Here is a 26,856-nt window from a genome sequence, read left to right as displayed (position 1 = left end):
CCGGTCCGGCAGCAACGGCTCGATCCGCGCCCACTGCGCGTCAGTCAACGACACACATCAACCAACGATCAGATGATCCGAGAGAAACGCCCTAGTGCTGTGACCGGAAGGGTTCACCGGCCCACGACGCCCGGCACGGCACGCCCCCGGGGCGGGACACTGTGTCCCGCGTCCCTCCCGTCCACCCTTCCGGGCCGGGCCCCGCCCGTGATTCCCTGGCCACATGAGCATCACCGTCACCACCTGGTCTCTTGAGCAGACCTCGGCCGCCGATCTGCGGCCCGCCGTGCCCACCGGGCCCGATGTCACGATCACCCGGTCGTCGATCCCGTCGCCCGAGTTCAGCCGATTCCTGTACTCCGCCGTCGGCGGGGATGTGACCTGGACCGATCGGCTCGGGATGACCTACGCCGAGTGGGAGGCGGTGCTCGACCGGCCCGGCACGGAGACCTGGGTGGCGTACGAGAAGGGGACACCCGCCGGATACGCGGAGCTCCAGGCCCAGGACGACGGCACGGTGGAGATCCTCTACTTCGGACTGATCGCCGCCTTCAGGGGCCGCCGGATCGGCGGTCATCTGCTCTCCTACGCGACCGCGCGCGCCTGGGACCTGGCGGACCGCTGGCCCGGGCTCACCCCCACGAAGCGGGTCTGGGTGCACACCTGTTCCAAGGACGGCCCCCACGCCATGGACAACTATCTGCGGCGCGGCTTCACGCTCTTCGACACGGCGGTGGCCGAGGAGCCGGAGACGGCGACCCCCGGCCCGTGGCCCGGCGCCCACGGCTGATCCACCGGCCCCTCCGTAGATCCTCTACGCCCTTCCTCACGCCCCCTGGTGTACGTCCTCTTTTGTGCGTCCCTTTTATACGCCCCGCCCTCCCGGGCCCGCTCCGCCCACAGGGCTCCCCCCTGTCCCGCACAACCCCGCGGCCCCTCGGACATCACGTCCGGGGGGCCGTGGGAGTTTCCGGCGCGGCCGTGCAACGCGCACTCCGGCGCGCCCGGCGGCATCCGGTCCCGTACGGGAGGTCTTCCGATGCGGCTCCCCTATCCCGGATCGGCCATAAGGAACAAGCCATCGTGTGACCGCCGCCACGCGTCTCACAAGGCGAGATACTTTTGTCCATCATGCGGATAACGGTGGACTCTCCTCCAATCGCCGTGCCACGCTTTCGCCATGGATCGAGCTGGAATTGCCTTGGTGAGTCGGCGGCACGTCGACCACGGCCGCATGTCCAGCGCCATCTGTCCCGCCTGCTGAGACCCCAGCACCGCCGCACACCCGGGTAGCCGTCACCGGCCGAGCACCCAGCCGCCGGATCCGCCGAGAACGCCGATCCTCCCGCCCGCTCCACCTGCGCGTTCGCACCAGTTCCGACTGAACACCGCCTGATCGCCGTCTGAGCACCGCCCGATCTCCGCCCTGTTCTCCGCCTGCCCCATCCCCGCACCTCCGCACCCCGCGCACCGTCGCGCGGACCGTCAGTGTGCGGTCGCGAGCCGCCCTCCCGTTGCTTCGAAGGACATACCGCCATGGCCGCCACACCGGACAAGCCCGCTCCCGCAGCGTCCCGCCGCAAGGCCGGGCGCCACCGCGGCGAAGGACAGTGGGCCGCAGGCCATCTGACGCCGCTGAACGCCAATGAGCAGACCAAAAAGGACGACGACGGTCTCAATGTGCGGACACGCATTGAGACGATCTACGCCAAGCGGGGCTTCGACTCCATCGACGGCGCCGACCTCCGCGGCCGGATGCGCTGGTGGGGTCTGTACACCCAGCGGAAGCCCGGGATCGACGGCGGGAAGACCGCGATCCTGGAGCCCGAGGAGCTGGACGACAGCTACTTCATGCTCCGGGTCCGGATCGACGGCGGTCGGCTGACCACCCGCCAGCTCCGGGTCATCGGCGAGATCTCCGAGGAGTTCGCCCGCGGCACCGCCGACATCACCGACCGGCAGAACGTCCAGTACCACTGGATCCGGATCGAGGACATGCCGGAGATCTGGCGGCGCCTCGAAGCCGTCGGGCTCTCCACCACCGAGGCGTGCGGCGACACCCCGCGGGTCATCCTCGGCTCCCCGGTCGCCGGGATCGCCGAGGACGAGATCATCGACGGCACGCCCGCGATCGACGAGATCTACCGCCGGATCGTCGGCAACAAGGACTTCTCCAATCTGCCGCGGAAGTTCAAGTCCGCGATCTCCGGCTCGCCGCTGCTGGACGTGGCCCACGAGATCAACGACATCGCCTTCGTCGGGGTGGACCACCCCCAGCACGGCCCCGGCTTCGACGTCTGGGTCGGCGGCGGGCTCTCCACCAACCCCAAGATCGGTGTCCGGCTGGGCACCTGGGTGTCCCTCGACGACGTACCCGATGTGTACGAGGGCGTCATCTCCATCTTTCGCGACTACGGCTACCGCCGGCTCCGCAACCGCGCCCGGCTGAAGTTCCTGGTCGCGGACTGGGGGCCGGAGAAGTTCCGCCAGGTGCTGGAGGACCAGTACCTGCTGCGCAAGCTGCACGACGGGCCCGCGCCCGAGGTACCCGTCCAGCAGTGGCGCGACCACGTCGGGGTCCACCGCCAGCAGGACGGCCGGTTCTACATCGGCTTCGCCCCACGCGTCGGCCGGGTGGACGGCACGATCCTCACCAAGATCGCCGACCTGGCCGAGGCGCACGGCTCCGGCCGGGTACGGACCACGGCCGAGCAGAAGATGATCGTCCTCGATATCGAGGAGGACCAGGTCGAGTCGGTGGTCTCCGGTCTTGAGGCGCTGGACCTGCGGGTCACCCCGTCCCCCTTCCGGCGCGGCACCATGGCCTGCACGGGCATCGAGTTCTGCAAGCTGGCGATCGTCGAGACCAAGGGGCGCGGCGCGTCCCTCATCGACGAGATGGAGCGACGCCTGCCGGAGTTCGACCAGCCCATCACCATCAACCTCAACGGCTGCCCCAACGCCTGCGCCCGTATCCAGGTGGCGGACATCGGTCTCAAGGGCCAGCTGATGCTCGGTGACGACGGCAGTCAGGTCGAGGGCTACCAGGTCCACCTCGGTGGCGCGCTCGGCCTCGAACCCGGCTTCGGCCGCAAGGTCCGCGGCCTGAAGGTGACGGCCGCCGACCTCCCCGACTACGTGGAGCGCGTCCTGCGCCGCTTCCAGGAGGAGCGCGAGGACGGCGAGCGGTTCGCCCAGTGGGCGGCTCGTGCCTCCGAGGAAGCCCTCTCATGAGTGAGCGCGCGGCGCCGTTCTACTGCCCGTACTGCGGGGACGAGGATCTGCGGCCGAGTGAGCAGGGGCACGGCTCCTGGGAGTGCGCGGCGTGCAATCGGGCGTTCCAGGTGAAGTTTCTCGGGCTGCTGGCCCGGGGGCTGCGCGGGCGCGGCAGTGGTGACGGGGACGACCGGGGAGGGGACGCGATATGACGGTCACGGAGACGGCGGGGCTGCGCGCCCTGGCCGAGCGGGCCGGGCGCGATCTGGAGGACGCCCCGGCCCTGGAGATCCTGACCTGGGCCACCGAGAATTTCGGTGACCGGTTCTGTGTGACCTCCTCCATGGAGGACGCGGTCGTGGCGCATCTCGCCTCCCGGGCCGCGCCCGGAGTGGACGTCGTATTCCTCGACACCGGCTACCACTTCCCGGAGACCATCGGCACCCGCGACGCCGTCGAGGCCGTGATGGACGTCCGCGTCATCACGCTCCTCCCCCGGCAGACCGTCGCCGAGCAGGACGCCGAGTACGGGCCGCGGCTGCACGACCGCGACCCCGACCGCTGCTGCGCGCTGCGGAAGGTCAGACCGCTGGAGGAGGGCCTGACCGGGTACGACGCCTGGGCCACGGGGCTTCGCCGCGACGAGTCCCCGACCCGGGCGAACACCCCGGTGGTGGGCTGGGACGAGCGCCGGCGGAAGGTGAAGATCTCACCGATCGCCCGCTGGACCCAGGACGACGTGGACGCCTATGTCGCCGAGCACGGTGTGCTCACCAATCCGCTGCTGATGGACGGCTACGCCTCCGTGGGCTGCGCCCCCTGCACCCGCCGGGTGGAGGAGGGCGAGGACGCCCGGGCCGGGCGCTGGGCCGGGCGCGGCAAGACGGAGTGCGGGCTGCACGGCTGACCGCCGACGACAAGGCGGACGACGGCGGGCCGACGAAGGCCGCGCCGCACCGCACCGCCGACCCATGACGATGTCACCCATGACAGAGCCGCTGATGACGAATCGGGAGAATCACATGACCGGGGCCACGATCTGGCTCACCGGCCTGCCGAGCGCCGGAAAGACCACGATCGCGCACGAGGTCGCCGGACGGCTGCGTGCCCGTGGGAGACGTACCGAGGTACTCGACGGGGACGAGATCCGCGAGTTCCTCTCCGCCGGTCTCGGCTTCGACCGGGCCGACCGTGACACGAACGTCCAGCGGATCGGCTTCGTCGCCGAGCTGCTCGCCTCCCACGGTGTGGTCGTCCTGGTGCCGGTGATCGCGCCGTACGCGGACAGCCGTGAGGCGGTCCGCAAGCGGCATCGGACCACGGGTACCGGCTATGCCGAGGTGCATGTGGCGACACCGGTGGAGATCTGCTCCGAGCGGGATGTGAAGGGGCTCTACGCCAAGCAGGCGGCGGGTGAGATCAGCGGGCTTACCGGGGTCGACGACCCCTACGAGGTCCCGGACGCGCCCGATCTGACGATCGAGTCGCAGAACCAGACCGTGACCCAGTCCGCGGACGCGGTGTGGGCGTTGCTGGCGGAGAGGGGCCTGGTGTGAGTGGCGTGGTGACGGGCGTGGGTCAGGGCGTGGACGACAGTCCGTACGCGCTGACGCATCTGGACGCCCTGGAGTCGGAGTCGGTGCATATCTTCCGCGAGGTGGCGGGCGAGTTCGAGCGGCCGGTGCTCCTGTTCTCCGGCGGCAAGGACTCCATCGTCATGCTGCATCTGGCGCTGAAGGCGTTCGCCCCGGCCAAGGTGCCCTTCGCCCTGCTGCATGTGGACACCGGGCACAACTTCCCCGAGGTGCTGGAGTACCGGGACCGGGTGGTGGACCGGCACGGGCTGCGGCTGCATGTGGCGTCGGTGCAGGACTACATCGACCGGGGTGTGCTGCGGGAGCGGCCCGACGGCACCCGTAATCCGCTCCAGACGCTGCCGCTGACGGAGAAGATCGCGGCCGACCGGTTCGACGCGGTGTTCGGCGGCGGGCGGCGCGACGAGGAGAAGGCGCGGGCGAAGGAGCGGGTGTTCTCGCTCCGGGACGAGTTCTCGCAGTGGGATCCGCGACGCCAGCGCCCGGAGCTGTGGCAGCTCTACAACGGCAAGCACGCGCCCGGTGAGCACGTCCGGGTCTTCCCCCTCTCCAACTGGACCGAGCTGGACGTCTGGCAGTACATCGCCCGGGAGAAGATCGAGCTGCCGGCGATCTACTTCGCCCATGAGCGCGAGGTCTTCCCGCGCGGCGGGATGTGGCTGGCCGGGGGAGACTGGGGCGGCCCGGCCGACGACGAGCCGGTGGAGCGGCGACTGGTGCGCTACCGCACGGTGGGCGATATGTCGTGCACCGGTGCCGTGGACTCGGACGCCACCACCCTGGAGGCGGTGATCGCGGAAATCGCCGCGTCCCGGCTCACGGAACGGGGCGCGACCCGCGCGGACGACAAGCTGTCCGAGGCGGCGATGGAGGATCGCAAGCGGGAAGGCTACTTCTAGTCATGACATCCACCCCCCTCACCGACGACGGGAGCGCCGCCGAGGCGCTGCTTTCGGCGACGACGCTGCTGCGGTTCGCCACCGCCGGTTCGGTCGACGACGGTAAGTCGACCCTGGTCGGACGGCTTCTCCATGACTCCAAGTCGATCCTGACCGACCAGTTGGAGGCGGTCGAGCACGCCTCGCGGAGCCGGGGCGCCGAGGGCCCCGATCTGGCGCTGCTCACGGACGGTCTGCGGGCGGAGCGGGAGCAGGGCATCACCATCGATGTCGCGTACCGCTACTTCGCGACCACCCGGCGGCGGTTCATCCTCGCGGACACCCCGGGGCATGTGCAGTACACCCGGAACATGGTGACCGGCGCGTCCACCGCCGATCTGGCGGTGGTCCTGGTCGACGCCCGCAACGGGGTGGTCGAGCAGACCCGCCGCCATGCCGCCGTCGCCGCCCTGCTGCGGGTGCCGCATGTGGTGCTCGCGGTCAACAAGATGGACCTGGCGGGGTACGCGGAGGACGTGTTCGCCGCGATCGCCGAGGAGTTCACCGCGTACGCCACGGCTCTCGGCGTCCCCGAGATCACCGCGATCCCGATCTCGGCCCTGGCCGGGGACAATGTGGTCGAGCCTTCGGCGACGATGGACTGGTACGGCGGCCCCACGGTGCTGGAGCATCTGGAGACCGTGCCGGTGAGCCACGATCTGGCGTCGTGCCACGCGCGGCTCCCGGTGCAGTACGTGATCCGGCCGCAGAGCGCCGAACACCCGGACTACCGGGGGTACGCGGGGCAGATCGCGGCGGGCACGTTCCGTACCGGTGAGGCCGTGACGGTCCTGCCGAGCGGGCGGACGTCCACCGTGCGGGGGATCGATCTGCTGGGCGAGGCGGTGGACGTCGCCTGGTCCCCGCAGTCGGTGACCGTCCTGCTGGAGGACGACATCGACATCTCGCGCGGTGATCTCATCGTGCCCTCGTCGGACACGCCGCGGCAGACGCGGGACGTGGAGGCCACGGTCTGCCATGTCGCCGACCAGCCGCTGACCGTGGGCCACCGGGTGCTGCTGAAGCACACGACCCGGACGGTGAAGGCGATCGTCAAGGAGATACCGGCCCTGGTCACCCTCGACGATCTCTCCCATCACCCGGAGCCGGGCCGGCTGGTCGCCAACGACATCGGTCTGGTGAAGCTGCGGACCGCCGAGCCGATCGCGCTGGACTCCTACGCGGAGTCCCGCCGTACCGGCTCCTTCCTTCTGATCGACCCCGCCGACGGCACCACGCTGGCGGCGGGGATGGCGGGCGATTCCTTCGCCACCGCCGACAGGTCCGCGACAGCGGATCCGAACACCACGACCGGCCAGGACGCGGAGTGGGATTTCTGATGACGAACGTATTCGCCACCTTCGCCATCGAAGGTGGCCGGGTGGGCAGCGGAAGGCTCGGCTCGGGGTCGGGGGGTGTCGCGCGATGTGTGCGATGACCCGACGACCGAACCATCCGATCCGGACACGACCGACGACCACCCTTGTCCCGGCCGCCGCGCCCGCGCGGCGGGTGCGCCGGGGCTTACGAGAGGAAACCCTCGCGTGCCTGCTCTTCCGAGAACCCGCCTTCGCCGCTCGCTCGCCGCGGCCGCCGCACTGCCGCTGCTGATCGGGGCCGTCGCGTCCTGCGGCTACGGCTCCGACAAGGACGACAAGGACGACAAGGCCCCCGTGGCCAAGGGTGAGAAGCTCTCCGCCGACACCGTGCGGGTGGGCTACTTCCCCAATCTGACGCATGCCACCGCGCTCGTCGGCGAGCAGGAGGGCATCCTCCAGAAGGAGCTGGGCGGCACCCAGATCAAGTCGACCACCTTCAACGCCGGTCCCTCCGAGATCGAGGCGCTGAACGCGGGCTCCATCGACATCGGGTTCATCGGCCCCTCCCCCGCCGTCAACGGCTTCACCAAGTCCAAGGGCGAGAACCTGCGGATCGTGGCCGGTTCGGCGTCCGGGGGCGTGAAGCTGGTCGTCAACCCGGAGAAGATCAAGACCCTGGACGATCTCAAGGGCAAGAAGATCGCCACGCCGCAGCTCGGCAACACCCAGGACGTGGCCTTCCTCAACTGGATCGCGACCCGGGGCTGGAAGACCGACGCCCAGAGCGGCAAGGGCGACGTCTCCGTCGTCCGTACGGACAACAAGATCGCCCCGGACGCCTACAAGTCGGGCTCCATAGACGGCGCCTGGGCGCCGGAGCCGACCGCGTCCCGGCTGGTCGCCCAGGGCGCGAAGGTCCTGCTGGACGAGTCGACCCTGTGGCCGGACAAGAAGTTCGTGATCACCCATGTGATCGTCTCCCAGAAGTTCCTGAAGGACCACCCGGACGTGGTGGAGGCGTTCGTCCGCGGCACGGTGAAGACCAATGCCTGGATCAACGCCGACCCGGCCCGTGCCAAGGCGTCCGCCAACGCCCGGCTGAAGGCGCTGACCGGCAAGGAACTGCCCAAGGAGATCATCGACGGCGCCTGGCCCTCGATCACGTTCCTCGACGACCCGCTGGCGTCGACGCTTCAGACGCAGGCCGACTACGCGGTCAAGGCCGGACTGCTGAAGGAGCCCGACCTGATCGGGATCTACGACCTCAAGAGCCTGAACAAGGTGCTCAAGGCGGCGGGCAAGCCCGAGGTCGCCGATGCCGGACTCGGCGTCAAGTAGCCGTACGCGCAGGAATCCCAGGAGGTGACGATCATGGCCAGCACAACGCTGCCGAAGGGCCGGACGGAAGCCGGCACCGAGCCCGCCCCGGATTACGCGGCGCGTATCGAGCACGTGTCGAAGTCCTTCGCCGCGCCCGGGGGGCGGCAGCTCGTCCTCGACGACATCAGCATCGATGTCGCGCCGGGCGAGTTCGTCACCCTCCTGGGGGCGTCGGGCTGCGGCAAGTCCACACTGCTCAATCTGGTGGCGGGCCTCGACGCGCCCTCCGCGGGGTCGATCGAGACCCCCGGCGGGCGGCCCGCCCTGATGTTCCAGGAACACGCCCTGTTCCCGTGGCTGACGGCGGGCAAGAACATCGAACTGGCGCTGCGGCTGCGCGGCGTCCCCAAGGCCGAGCGGCGCCCGGAGGCGGAGCGGCTGCTGGAGCTGGTCCGGCTCTCGGGCTCGTACGGCAAGCGGGTGCACGAACTGTCGGGCGGGATGCGGCAGCGGGTCGCCCTGGCCAGGGCGCTGGCCCAGGACAGCCAGCTGCTGCTGATGGACGAGCCGTTCGCGGCGCTGGACGCCATCACCCGGGACGTGCTCCACGACGAGCTGACCCGGATCTGGCGGGAGACCCGGGTATCGGTGCTCTTCGTCACCCACAACGTCCGTGAGGCCGTGCGGCTGGCCGAGCGGGTGGTGCTGCTGTCGTCACGACCGGGCCGGATCGCCCGGGAGTGGCGGGTCGCCATCGAACAGCCGCGCAGGATCGAGGACTCGGCGGTCGCCGAACTGTCCGTCGAGATCACCGAGGAACTGCGGGGGGAGATCCGCCGACATGGCCAGCACTGAGACACCGTCCCCGGCGAAAGGCCGGTCGGGGGATGACGGCGGGAATCACGATCTCGCCGGTCTGGAGGCCGGGCTCGACGCCCTGGACTCCGTCGAGACACAGCGGGCCTCCTTCGGGGAGGTCCTGCTGACCAAGGTGGTGCCACCGCTGACGGCGGTGGCGCTGGTCCTGATCATCTGGCAGACCCTGGTCTGGACGGAGGTCACGGACGAGGGCAGCCTGCCGTCCCCGTCCGCGGTCTGGGACAGCGTGTCCGATCTGTGGATGAAGGGCACGCTGCTCGAAATCGTCTGGACGAGTGTCTCGCGCGGTCTGCTGGGCTTCCTGCTGGCCCTGGCCATCGGCACGCCGCTGGGCCTGCTGGTCGCCCGGGTGAAGTTCGTCAAGGCGGCGATCGGGCCGATCCTCTCCGGTCTCCAGTCGCTGCCCTCGGTGGCGTGGGTGCCGCCGGCGGTGATCTGGCTCGGGCTCAACAACCAGATGATGTACGCGGTCATCCTGCTGGGCGCCGTGCCGTCGATCGCCAACGGCCTGGTGTCCGGGGTGAACCAGGTTCCGCCGCTGTTCCTGCGGGCGGGCCGCACCATGGGCGCGACCGGTATGAAGGGCACCTGGTTCATCGTGATGCCGGCCGCGCTGCCGGGTTACGTCGCGGGGCTCAAGCAGGGCTGGGCGTTCTCCTGGCGGTCCCTGATGGCGGCGGAGATCATCGCCTCGTCGCCGGATCTGGGCCTCGGGCTCGGCCAGTTGCTGGAGAACGGACGGAACAACTCCGATATGCCCGGGGTGTTCCTGGCGATCCTGCTGATCCTGGTGGTCGGTATCGCCATCGATCTCCTGATCTTCAGTCCGCTGGAGCGCGCGGTCCTCCGGGGCCGCGGTCTCCTCGTCAAGAGCTGAGCGCCCGTCATGGACCGACCCCGTCTCCTCGTCGTCGCCCACGGCAGCCGTGATCCCCGGCACGCCGCGACCGTCCACGCCCTGGTGCGCCGGGTCCGGTCGCTGCGGCCCGGGCTGCGGGTGGAGACGGGGTTCCTGGACTTCAACACGCCGTCCGTGCCGCGGGTACTCGAACGGCTCGCCGCCGAGGACCCGACCGCGGACGTCGTGGCGCTCCCCCTGCTGCTGACCCGGGCCTTCCACGCCAAGTCCGACATCCCGGTGGTCCTGGCGGACGCGTCCGCCGGGCTGCCGGGACTGCGGATCCGGCAGGCCGGGGTGCTGGGCCCGTCACCACTGCTGACGGGCGCGATACGGCGGCGGCTGTACGAGGCGGGGGCCGGGCGCACCCTCGCCGACCGACGCTCGACGGGGCTCGTCCTGGCCTCGGCGGGCTCCACGGACCCGGAGGCGATCGCAGCGATCGCAGCCATGGCGCGGGAGCTGGGGCGCACCGGTTGGTGCTCCGTGCGGCCTGCGTTCGCCTCCGCATCCCTTCCGCGTACGGAGGACGCCGTACGCGGGCTCCGGGACGACGGCTGCGCCCGGGTGGCCGTCGCCCCGTTCGTGATCGCGCCCGGCCGGCTGCCGGACCGGATCGCGGCGGGCGCCCGGGACGCGGACGTCCTCGCGGACGTCCTGGGGCCCTGCGCCGAGCTGGCCCGGCTGATCGTACGGCGCTACGAAGAGGCGGCGGCCACGGCCGCACCCGTGAAGAACGAGGCCACCGCGGCCGCTTCGGAGGCGCTCGGACGCCTCGGGGTTACCGCCTGATCCACCGGTGCCCGACCCCGAGTCCTTCTCGGGGTCGGAGCCGGGGCCGCGCCCCGGCCCGGCCGCCGGTGACACGATCGTGGCGGGGCGGTGACGGACACGGGCCGGAGACGGCGCATCATGGAGCCACGACCTTGGGGTAGGCGTCCCGAGGGGAAGGAGGCCCGGCATGCCGTTCCACTACCACAAGCGGATCACCGTGATCCCGAAGCTGCTCCATGTCACCATCAGCCGCCACGGCTGGTCCTGGTCGTTCGGCGGACGCCGGGCGCACATCACGGGCGACCGGCGCGGGCCGCGCGGAGGCGCGGTCAGGCTGCCCGGCGGCTTCACACTGCGGCGGGACCGCCGCCGCCACCACTGACGGCCCTCCTCGTCGGCCACCGGATCAGCCCGTCAGCTCGGCCAGCTTTCCGACGGTGTTCCAGTTACGGGTGGTGGCGACGAGGCCCCTGGTCAGCGTGGGGCGCGCCAGGGCATCGGCCAGCTTGGAGCGGCCCAGTCCATCGGGCGCGTACAGATAGAGCGCCCGGTCGCCCAGCCGGAAGTCCTCGGGGGCGTGGGCCCGCCGGTCGACGCCGGCGAACCGCTCGGCGGACACGGGCTGCGAGAAAAAAGTGACATGCAGCTGGCGGCCTTCCAGCTCGGCGGCCGGGAACGGGCAGTCGTCGACGACGGCCCTCAGATAGGCCGCGTTCCGTACCAGGATGTCGACGGCGAACCCGAAGTGCTCGTCGACGGCGCTTTCCAGCTCCCGGGCGAGGGCGTCCTCGTCGTCGGAGGCGCTGGTGAAGACGGCGTTGCCGCTCTGCAGATAGGTGACGACCCCACCGTGGCCCAGCCCTTCGATGATCCCCCGCAGCTCGGCCATGGGCACCTTCCGGTGCCCTCCGACGTTGATCCCCCGCAGCAGCGCCGCGTATCCGGTGGTCATGGGCTCAGCCTAGACAGCCGGTGCCCGGCCCGTCAGCCCGATAGGTGTAAGGGGCCGAGAGTTTCCGCGTCGGGGACGTGACCGGTACCGGCGGAGGAGAACGGCGGCTCCCGGCTCACCGGTGAGACGGATCCCCCGGCCGGTGGCCGCCCCTAGCGTCGATGTCCGTGGCGGGAAGTCGTCGGCGCGAGGCCGACGCGTTGCCGGGAGGGGCACGGACGCACATGGCGCACACAGTGGGACACACCGGGACGGCCGGAGGGCCGGGCGGAAGACCGGGGAGCGGCGGGGGGCGGGGCCGGCGACCGCGCGGTTTCGCGGCGCGGGCCGGTGGCTGGAGCGCCCGTCACCGCTGGGCCGCCGTGGGGATCTGGGTGCTGTTCGTCCTGGTGACGATGGTCGCGGGTTCGGCGGTCGGACAGAAGGACCTCAAGGAGAGCGACCAGCTCAAGGGGGAGACCTCCCAGGCGGCGCGGATCATCGAGGACGCGGACATCGAGGACCCGGCGACCGAGCAGGTGCTGCTCACGGCGCGGGACGCCGAAGGACCGAAGGCGAAGGACCCGGAGTTCAGGGCCGCCGTCGCCGCGGTGATCAAGGAGGTCGGGGCGACCGGCGAGGCGACCGAGCCCACGTCGCCGTATACGACCGGGGCGATCTCCGCGGACGGTCGCAGCGCGCTCGTCCAGTTCGACGTCCGCGGGGACCCGGAGACGGCGGCCGACCGGGTCGAGCCGCTGCTGAAGGCCGTCGCCGAGGCGCAGGACCGGCACCCGGAGCTGCGGATCGAGCAGGTCGGCGGCGCCAGTATGAAGCGCGTCGTCGACAAGGCGTTCGGCGACGACTTCAAGCAGGCCGAGTACTCCGCCGTACCCGTCGCCCTGGGCATTCTGCTGATCGCCTTCGGCGCGCTGGTGGCCGCCCTGGTTCCGGTCGTGCTGGCGATCACCGCGATCATGGCGACGATCGGGCTGATGGGCCTGGTCAGCCAGGTCATGCCGCTGACGGACACCGCGAACTCGGTGATGCTCCTGGTGGGTCTCGCGGTCGGCGTCGACTACTGCCTGTTCTATCTGCGGCGCGAGCGCGAGGAGCGGGCGGCGGGACGGGACGCGGAGACGGCGCTGCGGATCGCCGCGGCGACCAGCGGCCGGGCCGTGGTGGTGTCGGGTGTGACGGTCTGTGTGGCCATGGGCGGCATGCTGTTCACCGGTATCGGCGAATTCAAGTCGATGGGCCTGGCGTCGCTGATCGTGGTCGCGGTGGCGATGGTCGGCTCGGTGACCGTGCTTCCGGCGCTGCTGTCGCTCCTCGGCGACCGGGTCGAGAAGGGCCGGGTGCCGTTCCTGGCCCGGCTGAAGAAGGGCAACGGCGAGAGCCGGTTCTGGCGCGCGGTGCTCGGCCGGGTCCTGAAGCGCCCCGTGGTGTCCCTGGTGGTCGCCACCGGCGCGCTGGCGGCGATCGCGCTGCCCGCGATCGGGATGAAGACCGCGGACCTGAAGCTGAACCAGGAGTTCGGGTCCTCGGTACCGATCGTGGCGACGTACGAGCGGCTCAACAAGGCGTTCCCCGGCGGTGCGGAACCCGCGACGGTCGTGGTGAGCGCCGACGACATCGACGCGGCGCCGGTGAAGGCCGCGATCGACACCTTCACGAAGCGCGCGGTCGCGTCGGGCGCGTCCCAGGGCCCCGTGAAGGTCCAGGTCCATGCCGACCAGGACGTCGCGTTCATCTCCGTACCGCTGATCGGCGGCTCCGACCAGGAGCGGGCCGAGAAGAGTCTCGACCTCCTGCGGAACGAGGTCAGGCCCGCGGCCTTCGGCTCACTCTCCGGCGTGGAGGCGCCGGTGACCGGTCAGGTCGCCGGGTCGAAGGACTTCAACGACCAGCTGTCGGGCTCGGTGGCCCCGGTCTTCGCCTTCGTCGTGGTCTTCGCCTTCGTCCTGATGCTGCTGTCGTTCCGCTCGCTGACCATCGCGGTCACCTCCATCGTGCTCAACCTCCTCTCGGTGGGCGCCGCGTACGGCATCCTGACCGCGGTCTTCCAGCACGGCTGGGGCGCGTCGCTGGTGGGCGCCGAGGGCGTCGGCGCGGTCGTGGCCTGGCTGCCGCTGTTCCTCTTCGTGATCCTGTTCGGACTCTCGATGGACTACCACGTCTTCGTGGTCTCCCGGATCCGTGAGGCGAAGCTCCGCGGCCTGGACACCCGGGACGCGATCACCCACGGGGTCGTCACCACGGCGGGCGTCGTCACCAGCGCCGCCGTCATCATGGTCGCCGTCTTCGCGATCTTCGGCACCCTGTCGATGCAGTCGATGAAGCAGATGGGCGTCGGCCTCGCGGCGGCGGTGCTGATCGACGCGACGGTCATCCGGGGGGTGCTGCTGCCGGCGGTGATGGCGCTGCTGGGCGACGCGAACTGGTACTTCCCGAAGTGGCTCCACTGGCTCCCGGACCTCACCCACGACGAACCGCCGCGTGCGGCGGAGCCGGAGGTTCTGGGGGCGCCCGAGGAGGACGGCGACCGCCGGGCGCCGGTGGGCGTCTGACGGGGTAGCCCCGGTTCGCTCGGTTCCCCGCGCCCCTTCAACAGCAAGGCCGCTGAGCCCAGGGCTTTCAGGGGCGCGGGGAACTGCGCGACAAGCCACCATCAGGCTGCGGACGGCTGACGGCGGTCATCGGGCAGACGGTCTCCGATACCCCCGGGGCTCAAGCGTCAGCGGCGTTGGTAGCGCGCAAGGACGAGGTTGCCGTCGCGCTCCAGGCGGCGCTTCAGTTCTCGTTCGCCGATCGCACCGCTGTAGTACTCCTGGTACGCCGGGGTCGCCACCTTGTCCTTCCACTCCGGGTAGCCCCGTACCGACTGCGCGGGCGCCGAGCGCAGGCCCGCGGCCAGCGCCGTACCGACGGACCAGCCGTCGTCGGTGACGCTCAGGGACGGGTCCGCCAGCGCCGTACGCCCCGTGGGCAGCATCCAGTCGCCCCGCGCGAGCCGTACCGTGTTCGCGGGCCGCAGCAGGAAGTCGACGAACCTCGCGGCCTCCCGCTTGTGCCGGGTCTCCTCGGCGACGGACAGCGTCTGCGGGCTGACGCCCTGCACCGCGCCCTCGGGCCCGACCGGCATCGGCAGGACCGTCCACTCGAAGCCGTCCGGCGCCTGCTGCGCGATCTGCTGACGGTACGAGAACCCGAGCGGGACCATCGCGTACTTGCCGCCGAAGAAGCCCGGCAGGGCGTCGGAGCCGCCGGAGCCCAGGATCGTCCGGGACGCCGTACCGTCCTCGTTGACCTGGTCGCGGATCACCTCGGGCACCAGCGCGTCCCCCGTGCCGAAGCGGATGCGGACCTTCCCGTCGGACTCGCGGTGGAACAGCCGGCCGCCCGCCGAGAGCCCGAGGTTGAGCGTCGTGGCCACCGGCTCCTTCAGCGGCCAGGCCACCGCGTGCTTCCCCTCCCCCATCGACCGGGTCAGCTCCCGGCTGACCTCCCGGAACTCCTCCCAGGTCCATGGCCGCTGGGGCGTCGGCAGTCGTACGCCCGACTCCTCGACGAGCTTCCGGTTGGCGATGAGGACCTTCGGCTCCTGGAGGAACGGCACCCCGTAGACGCCCTCGCCGAACGTCGTGGTCTCCCAGCTCGCCGCCGGGATGTCGGCCGTCAGCCGCTCCGGCAGCAGTGGCCGCAGATCCGCGAGATAGCCGCCGTAGGCGAAGTCCGCCAGGTCGTCTGAGGCGTTGTGGATGATGTCGGGGGCCTCACCGCCCTCGAACGAGGTCAGCAGCTGGTCGTGGACGCTGCTCCAGCTCCCCTGGACGTACTGGACCCGCACCCCGGGGTTGGCCGCGTTCCACTCCCGTACCAGCTCCTTGTTGGCGTCGACGGACTCCTGCTGCCAGGCCAGCGACAGGAACCGGAGCCGGATCACCCCGTCCCCGGAGCCCTCGTCGCCGGTGACGCAGGCGGCGGCGGCGGTCCAGATCAGCAGTACGGCCGCGACAGCCGCGAGCGCGCGCCGCATCACTTCACCGCCCCCGCGAGTACGCCGCCGGTGATCCGCCGCTGGATCACCGCGAAGATCACCAGCGATGGCAGGGTGGCCAGGAACGCCGCCGCCGCGAGGGGCCCGAGGTCGGCGACGCCCTCCGCGCCCAGGAAGTGCGTCAGCACCACCGGGAGGGTCTGTTTCTCCGGTGACTTCAGCAGCACCAGGGCGAAGAAGAACTCGTTCCACGCGATGACGAAGGCGAACAGCGCCGTGACCACGATCCCCGGCGCGAGCAGCGGTGCCGTCACCGAGACCAGGGTCCGCAGCCGCCCGGCGCCGTCGACGGCCGCGGCCTCCTCCAGCTCCTTCGGTACGGCGCGGACGTAGCCGACGAGCATCCACAGCGCGAACGGCAGCGCCCAGACCACGTACACCAGGATCAGCCCCCACAGGGTGTTGATCATCCGGAGGTTCTTCAGGACCAGGAACAGCGGGATGATCAGCAGGACGAAGGGGAACGCCTGGCTCACCACCACCCAGGCCGTGGTGGCGGTGGCGAGCCGGCCGCGGATCCGGGCGACGATATACGCGGCCGGGGTCGCGATCAGTACCGCGATCGCGGCGGCCGCAGGCGCGACGAGAAGGCTGTTCCCGGCCGCCCGCAGCAGCGGATGCTCGTCGAACGCCTGCCGGAAGTTGCCGAGCGTCGGATCGTGGGGGATCCACGTCGGATCGAGGGACGCCAGCTCGCGCGCCGGTTTGAAGGCGGTGGAGACCAGCCACAGGAACGGCAGCGCGAGGAAGAGGAGATAGCCGGCGAGGGCGGCGTACTGTCCGGCCCGGCCGAGCGCCCGGCGCGGATTCCGGGGGCGCCCGGCCGCGGGTGTCGCCGCGGGTGCCGGCGCGGGTGCCGCCGTGGGTGGACGCGTCCTCACTCGTCGCCTCCTCTGAGCCGCCCCACCAGATACACGGCGAGCATCACGGAGACCACCGCGACCATCGCCAGACCCATCGCGGCGGCGTAGCCGAACTGGCCGTACCGGAAAGCCTGCTCGTAGGCGAAGAGCGTGGGCAGCCGGGTACGGCCGCCTGGTCCGCCGCTGGTGAGCACCCATACCAGGGCGAAGGCGTTGAAATTCCAGATGAAGTTGAGCGCCGTGATCGCCAGCGCGACGGGCCGCAACGCGGGCCAGGTGACGGTACGGAACCGGCGCCAGGCGCCCGCGCCGTCGAGCGCGGCGGCCTCGTGCAGTTCGCGCGGGGTGTTCTGGAGCCCGGCGAGCAGGGCGACCGTGGTCTGCGGCATACCCGCCCAGATCCCCACGACGATCACCGCGGGCAGGGCCGTGCCCAGACCGGTCAGCCAGTCCCGGCCGTCCCCGAAGCCGAAGTTCCCGAGGGTCTCGTTGAGTACGCCCGCGTCCGGGTGGTACACCAGCCGCCAGATGATGCCGACGACGACCTCCGGCATCGCCCACGGAATGATCGCCAGGGACCGCGCCAGCCAGCGCAGCCGCAGCCGCTGGGTGAGCAGCAGGGCCAGACCGAGGGCGAGCAGGAACTGGGGGACGGTCACCCCGACGGCCCACACCAGGCCGATCCCGAAGGACTCCCAGAAGAGGGTGTCCTGCCGCAGATCGCGGAAGTTGAGGAGCCCGATCCACTGGGTGGACTCCGTTCGGCCCGACTGGGCGTCCGTGAAGGCGAGCCCCACGCCGTACAGCAGCGGGCCGACGCTGAGGATCAGGATGGGGATCAGTGCGGGGAGTACGAGGAACCAGGCACCGCGGTCGAGAGGTCTCGCCGCCTCGGGCGCGGCCTGCGCACCTGTCACCGATTCGGCTCCTTCGCCTCGTGGCCGTGGACCGGGTGCGGTCGGTGTGACCCCCGTCACGGACCCAGGTCATGGTCCTGACCTGCCGGGGGCGCGTCAAGAACGCGTGCCGCGGATGCGACACTTTGGCGTGTTCGCACGGGTGGGAAGCGGTGTGGACGCGGGCGCGAGTGCGGGTGCGGAGTACGGAACGCGGAAGGACGGCGGGCACGGCGGTGGACGGGACAAGGGCACGGGAGGTGCTGGCGGCGGCCGGGCTGCCGGAGGGCGAACTGATCGCCCTCGGGGAGAACGCGGTCTTCGCCGTCGGCGACCTCGTCGTCAAGATCGGCCGGACGGCGGAGCTGCTGGCGCGGGCGGAGCGGGAGGTGGCGGTCGGCCGGTGGCTGGCGGAGGCCGATGTGCCCGCGGTACGTCCGGCGGAGCACGCGGCCCGGCTCGTGGACGGTCACCCGGTGACGGTCTGGCACCGGCTGCCGGACGCGGTACGCCCCGCGGGCCCGGCGGACCTCGGCGCGCTGCTGCGCCGGGTCCACGCCCTTCAGTCCCCGCCGCCCGGGCCGGTGCTGCCGCCGCGTGAGCTGCTCGGCGGGGTGGAGCGCTGGCTGCGGCTCGCGGGCGACGCGATCGATCCGGCGGACGCGGCGTATCTGCGGGAGCGGCGGGACGGTTTCGCGGCGGCGGCCGCGGCGCTGACACCCCGGCTGGCGCCGGGCCCGATCCACGGGGACGCCCTGCCGCGCAATGTCCATGTCGGCCCCGACGGTCCGGCCCTGGTCGACCTGGAGACCTTCTCGGTGGATCTGCGCGAGCACGATCTGGTGGTGATGGCCCTTTCCCACGACCGGTACGGGCTGTCGGCGGAGGCGTACGACGCGTTTGTGACGGCGTACGGCTGGGACGTCCGCGAGTGGGACGGCTGCGGGGTGCTGCGCGGCGCGCGGGAGACGGCGAGCTGTGCGTGGGTGGCCCAGCACGCCCCGGCGAACCCCGCGGCCCGCGCCGAGTTCACCCGCCGCGTCCACTCCCTCCGGGACGGCTCCCCCACCCGGTGGTACCCCTTCTGACGAACGCCTCCCCCCGCGGGGAAGCGCCTGGGGGGCTCCGAGGGCGATCAGCTCGGAATCCAGGGGCGCGAGGAACTGCGCGAGCAACCAGCAGCGGCCCGCGGTCGACAACGGTCATGAGCGTGCCGCTCCTGCTCGCGGCACCCCGCGGCGGGAGGCGTCCGTCAGGTGAGGGCCTGTGCCGGGGCGCGGAAGGGCCAGGCGCCGTCCACCACGGCGGAGGCGTCGCCCTTGCGGCGGAGGAAGGACTCGAAGTCCCTCGCCCATGCCTCGTACCACCGCACCTGCCGCTCGTGCAGCTCCGTGACGGAGAGCGCCGCCACCGAGGGGTGACGGTCCGCCAGCGCGCGGGCGACCGCGACCGCCGCCTCCGCGTCCGCCGTGGCGTCGTGGGCGTCGGCGAGCGCGACACCGTACTCCGCGGCGGCGGCTTCCAGGGTGCGCTTCCCCTTGCGGTAGCGGTCGACCGCCCGGTCGATCGTCAGCGGGTCGACGACCGGTCCCGGGGCCCCGCCGTCCAGCCGGTCGGCGAGGGACGGCAGCCCGTGGCGGGCCAGCTCGGCACCGAGGAGGGTGAGGTCGAACGACGCGTTGTACGCCACCACCGGCACCCCCCGCGCCCAGTGCCCGCACAGCGCCGCCGCGACCTCGTCGGCGACCTCGCGGGCCGGGCGGCCGTCCGCCGTCGCGCGCTCGGTCGTGATGCCGTGGATCGCCGCGGCCTGTTCGGGGATGCGGATCCCGGGGTCGGCGAGCCAGACCCGGCGGTCGAGGACGCCGCCGGGGCCGGTCCTGACGACCGCCGCGGTGACGATCCGGGCCTCCCGGGGCTCCGTACCCGTCGTCTCCAGGTCGAAGCCGACGAGTTCTTCCGTGTGCCAGGTCATGGTGGACCCCTCCTCGGTGGTGCTGTTCCCCGTAATGCCGTTCACCCTGTCATGTGCCACTGACACTCAGGAGACGGGGCGGGAATCGGCCCACACCGACTCGAACTCCTCGCGGTAGGTCTGGAAGAGTCCGTGCTCGCCCGGGTCGTCCGGCTGTCCCGCGCGGACCACGGAGCGCCGTCCGCCGCCCCGCAGCACCAGGACGGGCGCCTCCATGCCGCGCGCGTTGCGCAGATACGTCTGGACGACGGCGACCCCGTCGGGCCCGTCGCCGTCGACGAGGTAGGCGGTGAATCGGGGGGTCTCGTCGAAGACCTGGATCTCGAAGGCGCCGGGGTCGCGCAGCCGGGAGCGGACCCGGCGCATATGGAGGATGTTCATCTCCACGGTGCGGCTCAGCTCGCCCTTTCTGAGGCCGAGTTCGCGTTCGCGGCGTTTGACGGCGCTGCTCGCGGGGTTGAGGAAGAGCAGCCGGACCCGGGCACCGCCCTCGGCGAGCCGGACGAGCCGGCGGCCGGAGAAGTTCTGGACGAGGAGGTTGAGCCCGATGCCGATCGCGTCGAGCCTGCGCGCCCCGCCGAAGAGGTCCTCCGCGGGGAGCTGGCGCTGGAGGCGGACCCGGTCGGGGTGGACGGAGACCACGTCCGCGTACCGGTCGCCGACGAGGTCCTCGACGGCGTCGACGGGCATCCGGTCCGCCGACCGGGAGCCCGTGCCGCTGCCGAGTATCTCCAGCAGCCGGGCGGAGGCCCGCTCCGCCTGGGCGAGCACGGCCTCGTTGAGGGCCCGGTTGCGGGAGACCACGTTACGCGCGACCTCCAGTTCATCGAGCGCCAGCTCGACGTCCCGGCGGTCGTCGAGATAGGGCTCGAAGCAGGGCCAGTGCTGGACCATCAGCTCCCGCAGCTGCGGCAGGGTGAGGAAGGAGAGCACATTGTCGTCGGCGGGGTCGAGGAGATAGCCCTTGCGGCGGGAGACCTCGCGTACGGCGACGGCCCGCTGGACCCATTCCTGTCCGGCCGGGCCCGCCGCCGCGACCACCCAGTCGTCGCCGTGCACCGGCTCGTACACCGGCCGCAGGACCGCGGCGACCACGGCGCGCAGCCGCTGCTCGACCAGATTGAGCCAGATGTACGCCCGGCCCGCGCGCTGGGCCCGGGTACGCACCTCGGCCCAGGAGTCGGCGTCCCAGTCCAGTTCCGCCCCGATCTCCAGCGGTCTGGCGACGGACACGGCCCCCGGCGGGACATCGGCCGGGTCCCCCTCGTGACCACCGCCACCGGGGGGTAGCTCCAGCCCTCCCGCGCTCACCCGCGTCCCCTTCCCGTCCCCCACCAAAGATCAACGCAGACTACTCCGGGAGCGGGACGAGGTGCAGCCGGATCGTCGGGCCGCTTTCCCAACTACCGCGTGTATCGCGGGCGTTCCGGCCTGTGAAGGGGTCCGGAGTGAGCGGATTCATAGCGGATCCGTCCCGGACGCCCCCGGATCCGCCCCGTACGCGCCCCGGACGAGGCGCCCGGTACGGCGCGAACGAGCCACGGGCGTCACCCGGGACGTCCGGTGTCCCATCGCACCGGCACCGGCACCGGCACCCGGGGTAGGCCGTTCGGGTGACGGTCGGAACGCATGGTTGACGCGGCGTCGTCCGACAGCGCGCGCCGGGGATGCTCACGGTACGTTCGAGCGGGATCCGGGCGCCCTGTCCCCCACCCACCCGGATCGGAAGGGGCGGAGTTCATCCATGCAGGTCTGGCCGGGGCAGGCGTATCCCCTCGGTGCCGCTTTCGACGGCGCCGGCACGAATTTCGCGGTGTTCTCCGAGGCGGCGCGGCGCGTCGAGCTGTGTCTGCTGGGGGACGACGGCTCGGAGGAGCGGGTGGAGCTGCGCGAGGCGGACGCGTTTGTCCGGCACGCGTATCTGCCGGGGGTGATGCCGGGTCAGCGGTACGGCTTCCGGGTGCACGGCCCCTACGCCCCCGGGCAGGGGCAGCGGTGCAACGCGTCGAAGCTGCTCGTCGATCCGTACGCACGGGCCCTCAGCGGCTCGGTGAGCTGGGGCGAGCCGGTGTACGGCTATCACTTCGGCCGCCCGGAGTCGCGCAACGACCTGGACTCGGCCCGGCACACGCTCGCGTCGGTCGTGGTGAATCCGTACTTCGACTGGGGGGACGACCGGTCCCCCCGGACGGAGTACCACCGGACGGTGATCTACGAGGCCCATGTGAAGGGTCTGACGATGCTCCATCCGGAGCTGCCGCCGGAGCTGCGCGGCACCTATGCGGGCCTCGCCCATCCGGCGGTGATCTCGCATCTGACGGAGCTGGGCGTGACGACGCTCGAACTGATGCCGGTCCATCAGTTCGTCGACGACCACCGGCTGGTGGACGCGGGCCTGAGCAACTACTGGGGCTACAACACCATCGGTTTCTTCGCGCCGCACAACGCCTATGCCTCCTGGGGCGAGCGGGGCGAGCAGGTCCTGGAGTTCAAACACGCGGTCCGGGCCCTGCACCAGGCGGGGATCGAGGTCATCCTCGACGTGGTCTACAACCACACGGCGGAGGGCAACCATCTGGGCCCGACGCTCTCCTTCCGGGGCCTGGACAACGCCTCGTACTACCGTCTCGCGGAGGACCGGCGGCACTACACGGACACCACCGGTACCGGTAACTCCCTGCTGATGCGCTCCCCGCACGTCCTTCAGCTGATCATGGACTCCCTGCGGTACTGGGTGACGGAGATGCACGTCGACGGGTTCCGCTTCGATCTGGCGGCGACGCTGGCCCGGCAGTTCCACGAGGTGGACCGGCTGTCGTCCTTCTTCGACCTGGTGCAGCAGGATCCGGTGGTGAGCCAGGTGAAGCTGATCGCCGAGCCGTGGGACGTCGGCGAGGGCGGCTACCAGGTGGGGAACTTCCCGCCGCTGTGGACCGAGTGGAACGGCAAGTACCGGGACACGGTACGGGATCTGTGGCGCGGCGAGCCGAAGACGCTGGCCGAGTTCGCGTCCCGGCTCACCGGCTCGTCCGATCTGTACCAGTGCGACGGCCGCCGCCCGCTGGCCTCCATCAACTTCGTCACCTGCCACGACGGTTTCACCCTGCGGGACCTGGTGTCGTACGACGGCAAGCACAACGAGGCCAACGGTGAGGGGAACCGCGACGGCGAGAGCCACAACCGGTCGTGGAACTGCGGGGCGGAGGGCGAGACGGACGATCCGGAGATCCTCGCGCTGCGGGACCGCCAGACGCGGAACCTGCTCGCGACCCTGATGCTGTCGCAGGGTGTGCCGATGCTCGGACACGGCGACGAGTTCGCCCGTACGCAGCACGGCAACAACAACGCCTACTGCCAGGACAACGAGCTGTCCTGGGTGCGCTGGCCCAAGCCGGGCGAGGTCGCGGTGCCCGGCGAGCAGTCGCTGCTCGACTTCACCCGGACGATGGTGTGGCTCCGCCGCGACCATCCGGTCTTCCGGCGCCGCCGCTTCTTCCGGGGGCTCCCCCTCGCCCCGGAGGGACCCGAAGGACCGGAAGGACCGGAAGGACCGGAGGTGCCTGGAGGACCGGACGTCGAGGGTCCCGGCGGCGGAAACCCCGGCGCGCTGACCGATATCGCCTGGTTCACCCCTGAGGGCGATCCGATGACGCAACGGGACTGGCAGGCGGCCCGGCCCGGGGCCCTGTCGGTGTTCCTCAACGGCGACGCGATCTCGGAGCCGGGACCGCGCGGGGAGCGGATCGTCGACGACTCGTTCCTGCTGATGTTCAACGCGGGGCCGCTGGACCTCGATTTCACGGTCCCGGCCCGGCACGGCCGCCGCTGGCGGGTGATCGTGGACACCGCCCGTCCCGAGGGCGTTGTGCCCGGGGGCGGGGCGGAGGTCGCGGCGGGGGCCCGGCTGCGGCTGGTGAACCGCAGTCTGACGGTGCTGCGCCGCCCCGTCCGGGCCGTGGCGGGCGGTCGCGCCGGGGCCCCGTCCGGGTGATCCGCCGGGCTCCCCCGTCCGGCCCAGTGCCGGGCGGGGGTCGATGACAGGGACGGCGGCCCGGCGGGTACGTACGGCTCCATGACCCCCACGCCCGTCCCCACCGCGACGTACCGGCTCCAGCTCCAGCCCGACTTCCCGTTCGCCCGCGCCGCCGCCGTCGTGCCGTATCTCGCCGGTCTCGGGGTGTCCCATCTCCATCTGTCGCCGGTCCTGGAGGCCGTCCCCGGCTCGACGCACGGCTACGACGTCACCGACCCCACCCGGGTCCGGGAGGAGCTGGGCGGCGAGGCGGGCCTGCGGGCGCTCGCCGATGCCGCGCGGGAGCACGGCCTCGGCCTGGTCGTGGACATCGTGCCCAACCACATGGCGCTGGAGCCGGCCCACAGCCCGGCCCTGTGGGACGTGCTGCGCCACGGCCCGGAGTCCCCGTACGCGCGCTGGTTCGCGGTGGACTGGGAGGCGGGCGGCGGGTGGGTGCTGCTGCCGGTACTGGCCGGGCCGTTCGGCGAGGAGCTGGGACGGCTGCGGATCGCGGGGGACGTCCTGGAGTACGGGGAGCGGAGCTTCCCCCTGCGGCCGGGCACCGTGCCCGACGGACCCGACGCCGACCTGGTCTCCGTGCTGGACGCCCAGTGGTACCGGCTCGGCTGGTGGAGGCTGGCCCGTACCGAGCTGACGTACCGGCGGTTCTTCACCGTGTCCGGGCTGATCGGGGTGCGGGTCGAGGACCCCGGGGTCTTCGACGCCACCCACGCCAAGATCGTGGAGCTGGTCCGGGACGGGGTCGTGGAAGGGTTGCGGGTGGACCATCCGGACGGTCTCGCGGACCCGGAGGGATATCTGCGGCGGCTGGCGGAGGCGACGGGCGGCGCGTGCTGGACGGTGGTCGAGAAGATCCTCTCCGGCGACGAGCGGCTGCCGCAGTCCTGGCCGGTGGCCGGGACGACCGGGTACGACGCGCTGTACCGGATCGACGGCCTGTTCACCGACCCGGCGGGCGCGGCGGAGCTGACGAGTCTGTACCGGGAGTTCACCGGCGTACCGGCGGACCTGGGCGGCCGGTGGGAGCCGACGCGGCTGCGCGCCGCGTACCGGATGGTCTCCCACGAGCTGGCGGCGGAGGTCTCGGCGCTGACCCGGCTGGCGGCCCGGGTCTGCGCCGGGGACCCGGGGCTGCGGGACCACGCGCCGTGGGCGCTGGCGACCGCGATCCGCGAACTGCTGGTCCGGCTGCCGGTGTACCGGCCGTACGGGACCGGCGGCTCCGGCGGCTCGGTCGGCTTCGGCCCCTCCGGCGAAGAGGTGCTCACCCTCGCGGCAGCGGCGGCGGCGAAGGCCGCGTTCCCGGTGGCGGCGGAGAGCACGGCGGTGGACGCGGTACGGGAGCTGGCGCTCGGGCGACGCGGCGCGGGACCGGACCACGAGGCGTTCCGGGCCCGGTTCGCGCAGACCGCGGCCGCGGTACGGGCCAAGTCCGTGGAGGACACCGCGTACTACCGCTACACACCGCTGCTGAGCGCGAACGAGGTCGGCGGCGACCCGGCGCGCCCTGCGGTGTCCCCGGCCGGGTTCCACGCCCACGCGGAGCGGATCGCCCGGGACCTGCCCGCGACGGGCACCGTACTGACGACGCACGACACCAAGCGGAGCGCGGACGTCCGGGCCGGGATCGCCGTTCTGTCGCAGTGCCCGGAGCGGTGGGCGGCCTTTCTGCGGGAGGTCACCGAGGAGACGGCCCGTCAGGACGGCGGCCGGGCACCGGATCCGCATACGGCGTGGACGGCGTGGCAGACGGCGGTCGGCTTCGGCTTCCCTTACGAGGACCGGCTGGCGGCGGCCCTGTTGAAGGGCGCGCGGGAGGCGGCCGTACGGACGGACTGGTCGGAGCCGGACACTGCGTTCGAGGCGGCGCTGGCGGTGTTCGTGGCGGCGGGCCCGGCGGGTCCCCCGCTGTACTCGGTGGCCCGGTTCGTCCGGGAACTGGAGCCGTACGTCCGGGCGGACGCGCTGGGCGCGGCGCTGCTGCATCTGACGATGCCGGGGGTGCCGGACCTCTACCAGGGCACCGAGCGGGAGTACCGGGCCCTGGTCGACCCGGACAACCGGGCGCCGTTCGAGGAGGGCACGGCCACGGAGCGTACGAAGCTGACCCGGGCGGCGCTGCGGCTGCGCCGGGAGCGGCCCCGTGTCTTCGGCCCCGCGGGTACGTACGTCCCGCTGGCGGTGTCGGGCCCGGCGGCCGGGCACTGTCTGGCGTACTGCCGTACGGGCGAGGTCGTCGCGGCCGTCACCCGGCTGTCGCTGCGGCTCACGGAGGCCGGCGGCTGGCGGGGGACGGAGGTGGAGCTGCCGGAGGGGCCGTGGTCGGACCTGCTGTCGGAGCGGCGGGTCCGGGGCGGCCGGGTCGCGGCGGCCGAGCTGTTCCTCGAAGGACCGGTGGCGCTGCTGGTCCGGGACGAACCCTCCGGCGGCCGGTGACCGGGCCCCGGTCGGCTCCGGTCGGCTCCGATCGGCTCCGGTCGGCTCCGGTCGGCTCCGGGGTCAGCGCTTGGTGAGCCGGAAGGCGATCTGGCCGAAGGACACCACGTCACCGTCGCGTACGGGCACCGAGCCGGTCACCCGCAGCCCGTTGACGGTGGTCCCGTTCATCGACCCGAGGTCGCGCAGCACCCAGACGGGCCCGTGCGGGATCAGCTCGGCGTGCATCCGGGAGACGCTCTCATGGGTCAGCCGGAGACCGCTCCCCGGGTCGCGGCCTATCCGCAGGGGATGCGGTCCGGGCTCCGGGAACAGCAATGGCGGCAGTTTCTCGGCGGCCCAGGCGCGGCGCAGCCGGACGAGGAACGCGGACACCCCGCCCACCGAGCGGACCACCCGCCCGGACAGCCCGTCGTCGGCCCGCAGATCGGCGGTGAGGACCTTCAGCTCCTCGGGGCTGCGGGCGGCGAGCGCCAGCTCCATCCGGCGCACGAAGGTGTCGTGCGAGATGCGCCCCGCCGCGGCGCCTTCCTTCAACACGTCCACCGCCCGGTCCCGTTCGGCGTCGGAGGGCCGCAGCGGAACGGGCTGACCGGAGAACCCGGGCGACGGGGACGGCAGGGAGGAGGTCACCCGGCAATTGTCGGCCCGGGGGCGGTGGAGTGTCCAGAAAGGCGAGGGCGATATCGCCCCGAAACCTCGCCTGACCTGCGTGGAAGG

General features: G+C 71.8%; 23 protein-coding genes. 16 read left to right on the top strand and 7 right to left on the bottom strand.

Translation table 11 applies throughout. The features are described from left to right. Positions 1-223 precede the first annotated feature (223 nt). The 12 genes from ACFXG1_RS10570 (at position 224) to ACFXG1_RS10515 (ending at position 11,321) form a co-directional block, all read left to right on the top strand. Positions 224-790 carry a GNAT family N-acetyltransferase gene (locus tag ACFXG1_RS10570; RefSeq protein WP_384714227.1) on the top strand — a complete coding sequence of 189 codons (567 nt, stop codon included), beginning with the start codon at positions 224-226 and terminating at the stop codon, positions 788-790. Between the two features lie 746 nt (positions 791-1,536). Next, entirely contained in the window at positions 1,537-3,234 is a 1,698-nt protein-coding gene (locus ACFXG1_RS10565; RefSeq protein WP_384742049.1) for a nitrite/sulfite reductase, read from the top strand. Beyond that, entirely contained in the window at positions 3,231-3,428 is a 198-nt protein-coding gene (locus tag ACFXG1_RS10560; protein WP_384714233.1) for a hypothetical protein, read from the top strand. Before ACFXG1_RS10565 ends, ACFXG1_RS10560 begins: the two co-directional genes overlap by 4 nt. Further along, positions 3,425-4,123, top strand: a complete 699-nt coding sequence (locus tag ACFXG1_RS10555; RefSeq protein WP_384714236.1) for a phosphoadenylyl-sulfate reductase — start codon at positions 3,425-3,427, stop codon at positions 4,121-4,123. Before ACFXG1_RS10560 ends, ACFXG1_RS10555 begins: the two co-directional genes overlap by 4 nt. A 79-nt stretch (positions 4,124-4,202) precedes the next feature. Next, the gene (gene cysC, locus ACFXG1_RS10550; protein ID WP_384714239.1) at positions 4,203-4,772 is read left to right on the top strand and encodes an adenylyl-sulfate kinase; all 570 of its coding nucleotides are present in this window, start codon (positions 4,203-4,205) and stop codon (positions 4,770-4,772) included. 5 nt (positions 4,773-4,777) lie between these two features. After that, positions 4,778-5,710, top strand: a complete 933-nt coding sequence (gene cysD, locus ACFXG1_RS10545; protein ID WP_384714251.1) for a sulfate adenylyltransferase subunit CysD — start codon at positions 4,778-4,780, stop codon at positions 5,708-5,710. A 2-nt stretch (positions 5,711-5,712) separates the two neighbouring features. Next, positions 5,713-7,089, top strand: coding sequence for a sulfate adenylyltransferase subunit 1 (locus ACFXG1_RS10540; RefSeq protein WP_384714242.1), 1,377 nt, complete (start codon positions 5,713-5,715; stop codon positions 7,087-7,089). Positions 7,090-7,293: 204 nt separating this feature from the next. Continuing rightward, positions 7,294-8,406, top strand: a complete 1,113-nt coding sequence (locus ACFXG1_RS10535) for an aliphatic sulfonate ABC transporter substrate-binding protein (protein WP_384714245.1) — start codon at positions 7,294-7,296, stop codon at positions 8,404-8,406. Positions 8,407-8,439: 33 nt separating this feature from the next. Continuing rightward, positions 8,440-9,243, top strand: coding sequence for an ABC transporter ATP-binding protein (locus ACFXG1_RS10530; RefSeq protein ID WP_384742046.1), 804 nt, complete (start codon positions 8,440-8,442; stop codon positions 9,241-9,243). Then, positions 9,230-10,144 carry an ABC transporter permease gene (locus ACFXG1_RS10525; protein WP_384742044.1) on the top strand — a complete coding sequence of 305 codons (915 nt, stop codon included), beginning with the start codon at positions 9,230-9,232 and terminating at the stop codon, positions 10,142-10,144. The genes ACFXG1_RS10530 and ACFXG1_RS10525 overlap by 14 nt, the downstream gene beginning before the upstream one ends. 9 nt (positions 10,145-10,153) lie before the next feature. Then, positions 10,154-10,957: a sirohydrochlorin chelatase gene (locus tag ACFXG1_RS10520; protein ID WP_384724025.1), complete on the top strand. Its 804-nt coding sequence runs from the start codon at positions 10,154-10,156 to the stop codon at positions 10,955-10,957. A gap of 169 nt (positions 10,958-11,126) precedes the next feature. Next, on the top strand, positions 11,127-11,321 hold the full coding sequence (locus tag ACFXG1_RS10515) for a DUF4236 domain-containing protein (RefSeq protein ID WP_384742042.1): 195 nt from the start codon (positions 11,127-11,129) through the stop codon (positions 11,319-11,321). 24 nt (positions 11,322-11,345) lie between these two features. Here ACFXG1_RS10515 and ACFXG1_RS10510 read toward each other — a convergent pair whose 3' ends face one another. Then, complete coding sequence (locus tag ACFXG1_RS10510) at positions 11,346-11,891, bottom strand: DUF1697 domain-containing protein (RefSeq protein WP_384722798.1); 546 nt, start codon at positions 11,889-11,891, stop codon at positions 11,346-11,348. A gap of 224 nt (positions 11,892-12,115) precedes the next feature. On the opposite strand from ACFXG1_RS10510, the gene ACFXG1_RS10505 reads away from it, so the two are divergent. After that, the gene (locus ACFXG1_RS10505) at positions 12,116-14,440 is read left to right on the top strand and encodes an MMPL family transporter (RefSeq protein WP_384742040.1); all 2,325 of its coding nucleotides are present in this window, start codon (positions 12,116-12,118) and stop codon (positions 14,438-14,440) included. Positions 14,441-14,607: 167 nt separating this feature from the next. Here the strand turns inward: ACFXG1_RS10505 and ACFXG1_RS10500 are convergent, their stop codons facing one another. Genes ACFXG1_RS10500 through ACFXG1_RS10490 form a run of 3 tightly spaced genes read right to left on the bottom strand, consistent with a single transcriptional unit; the run spans position 14,608 to position 17,710 of the window. Next, entirely contained in the window at positions 14,608-15,909 is a 1,302-nt protein-coding gene (locus ACFXG1_RS10500; RefSeq protein WP_384742038.1) for an ABC transporter substrate-binding protein, read from the bottom strand. After that, entirely contained in the window at positions 15,909-16,811 is a 903-nt protein-coding gene (locus ACFXG1_RS10495; RefSeq protein ID WP_384742036.1) for a carbohydrate ABC transporter permease, read from the bottom strand. The genes ACFXG1_RS10500 and ACFXG1_RS10495 overlap by 1 nt, the downstream gene beginning before the upstream one ends. Then, the gene (locus tag ACFXG1_RS10490; RefSeq protein ID WP_384718275.1) at positions 16,808-17,710 is read right to left on the bottom strand and encodes a carbohydrate ABC transporter permease; all 903 of its coding nucleotides are present in this window, start codon (positions 17,708-17,710) and stop codon (positions 16,808-16,810) included. The genes ACFXG1_RS10495 and ACFXG1_RS10490 overlap by 4 nt, the downstream gene beginning before the upstream one ends. A 215-nt stretch (positions 17,711-17,925) precedes the next feature. Here ACFXG1_RS10490 and ACFXG1_RS10485 point away from each other — a divergent pair, with 215 nt between their 5' ends. Continuing rightward, the gene (locus ACFXG1_RS10485; protein WP_384718273.1) at positions 17,926-18,777 is read left to right on the top strand and encodes a phosphotransferase enzyme family protein; all 852 of its coding nucleotides are present in this window, start codon (positions 17,926-17,928) and stop codon (positions 18,775-18,777) included. A gap of 164 nt (positions 18,778-18,941) precedes the next feature. On the opposite strand, the gene ACFXG1_RS10480 is transcribed toward ACFXG1_RS10485, so the two are convergent. Further along, on the bottom strand, positions 18,942-19,664 hold the full coding sequence (locus ACFXG1_RS10480; RefSeq protein WP_384742033.1) for an exonuclease domain-containing protein: 723 nt from the start codon (positions 19,662-19,664) through the stop codon (positions 18,942-18,944). Between the two features lie 66 nt (positions 19,665-19,730). Continuing rightward, a complete protein-coding gene (locus ACFXG1_RS10475) occupies positions 19,731-20,975 on the bottom strand; it encodes an SAV2148 family HEPN domain-containing protein (RefSeq protein WP_384742031.1) in 1,245 nt (414 codons plus the stop codon). 433 nt (positions 20,976-21,408) lie between these two features. On the opposite strand from ACFXG1_RS10475, the gene glgX reads away from it, so the two are divergent. Then, complete coding sequence (glgX, locus tag ACFXG1_RS10470; RefSeq protein ID WP_384716743.1) at positions 21,409-23,655, top strand: glycogen debranching protein GlgX; 2,247 nt, start codon at positions 21,409-21,411, stop codon at positions 23,653-23,655. A gap of 81 nt (positions 23,656-23,736) precedes the next feature. Then, positions 23,737-26,136 (top strand): malto-oligosyltrehalose synthase, encoded by a 2,400-nt coding sequence (treY, locus tag ACFXG1_RS10465; RefSeq protein ID WP_384742029.1) that lies wholly within the window; start codon positions 23,737-23,739, stop codon positions 26,134-26,136. Positions 26,137-26,199: 63 nt separating this feature from the next. On the opposite strand, the gene ACFXG1_RS10460 is transcribed toward treY, so the two are convergent. Further along, positions 26,200-26,769 carry an FHA domain-containing protein gene (locus ACFXG1_RS10460; RefSeq protein ID WP_384716737.1) on the bottom strand — a complete coding sequence of 190 codons (570 nt, stop codon included), beginning with the start codon at positions 26,767-26,769 and terminating at the stop codon, positions 26,200-26,202. Between the last annotated feature and the right edge of the window lie 87 nt (positions 26,770-26,856).

Origin of the sequence: Streptomyces sp. NPDC059248 (assembly GCF_042753905.1) — a bacterium.
Lineage (GTDB): Bacteria > Actinomycetota > Actinomycetes > Streptomycetales > Streptomycetaceae > Streptomyces.
This window is presented reverse-complemented; position numbering and strand designations above follow the sequence as displayed.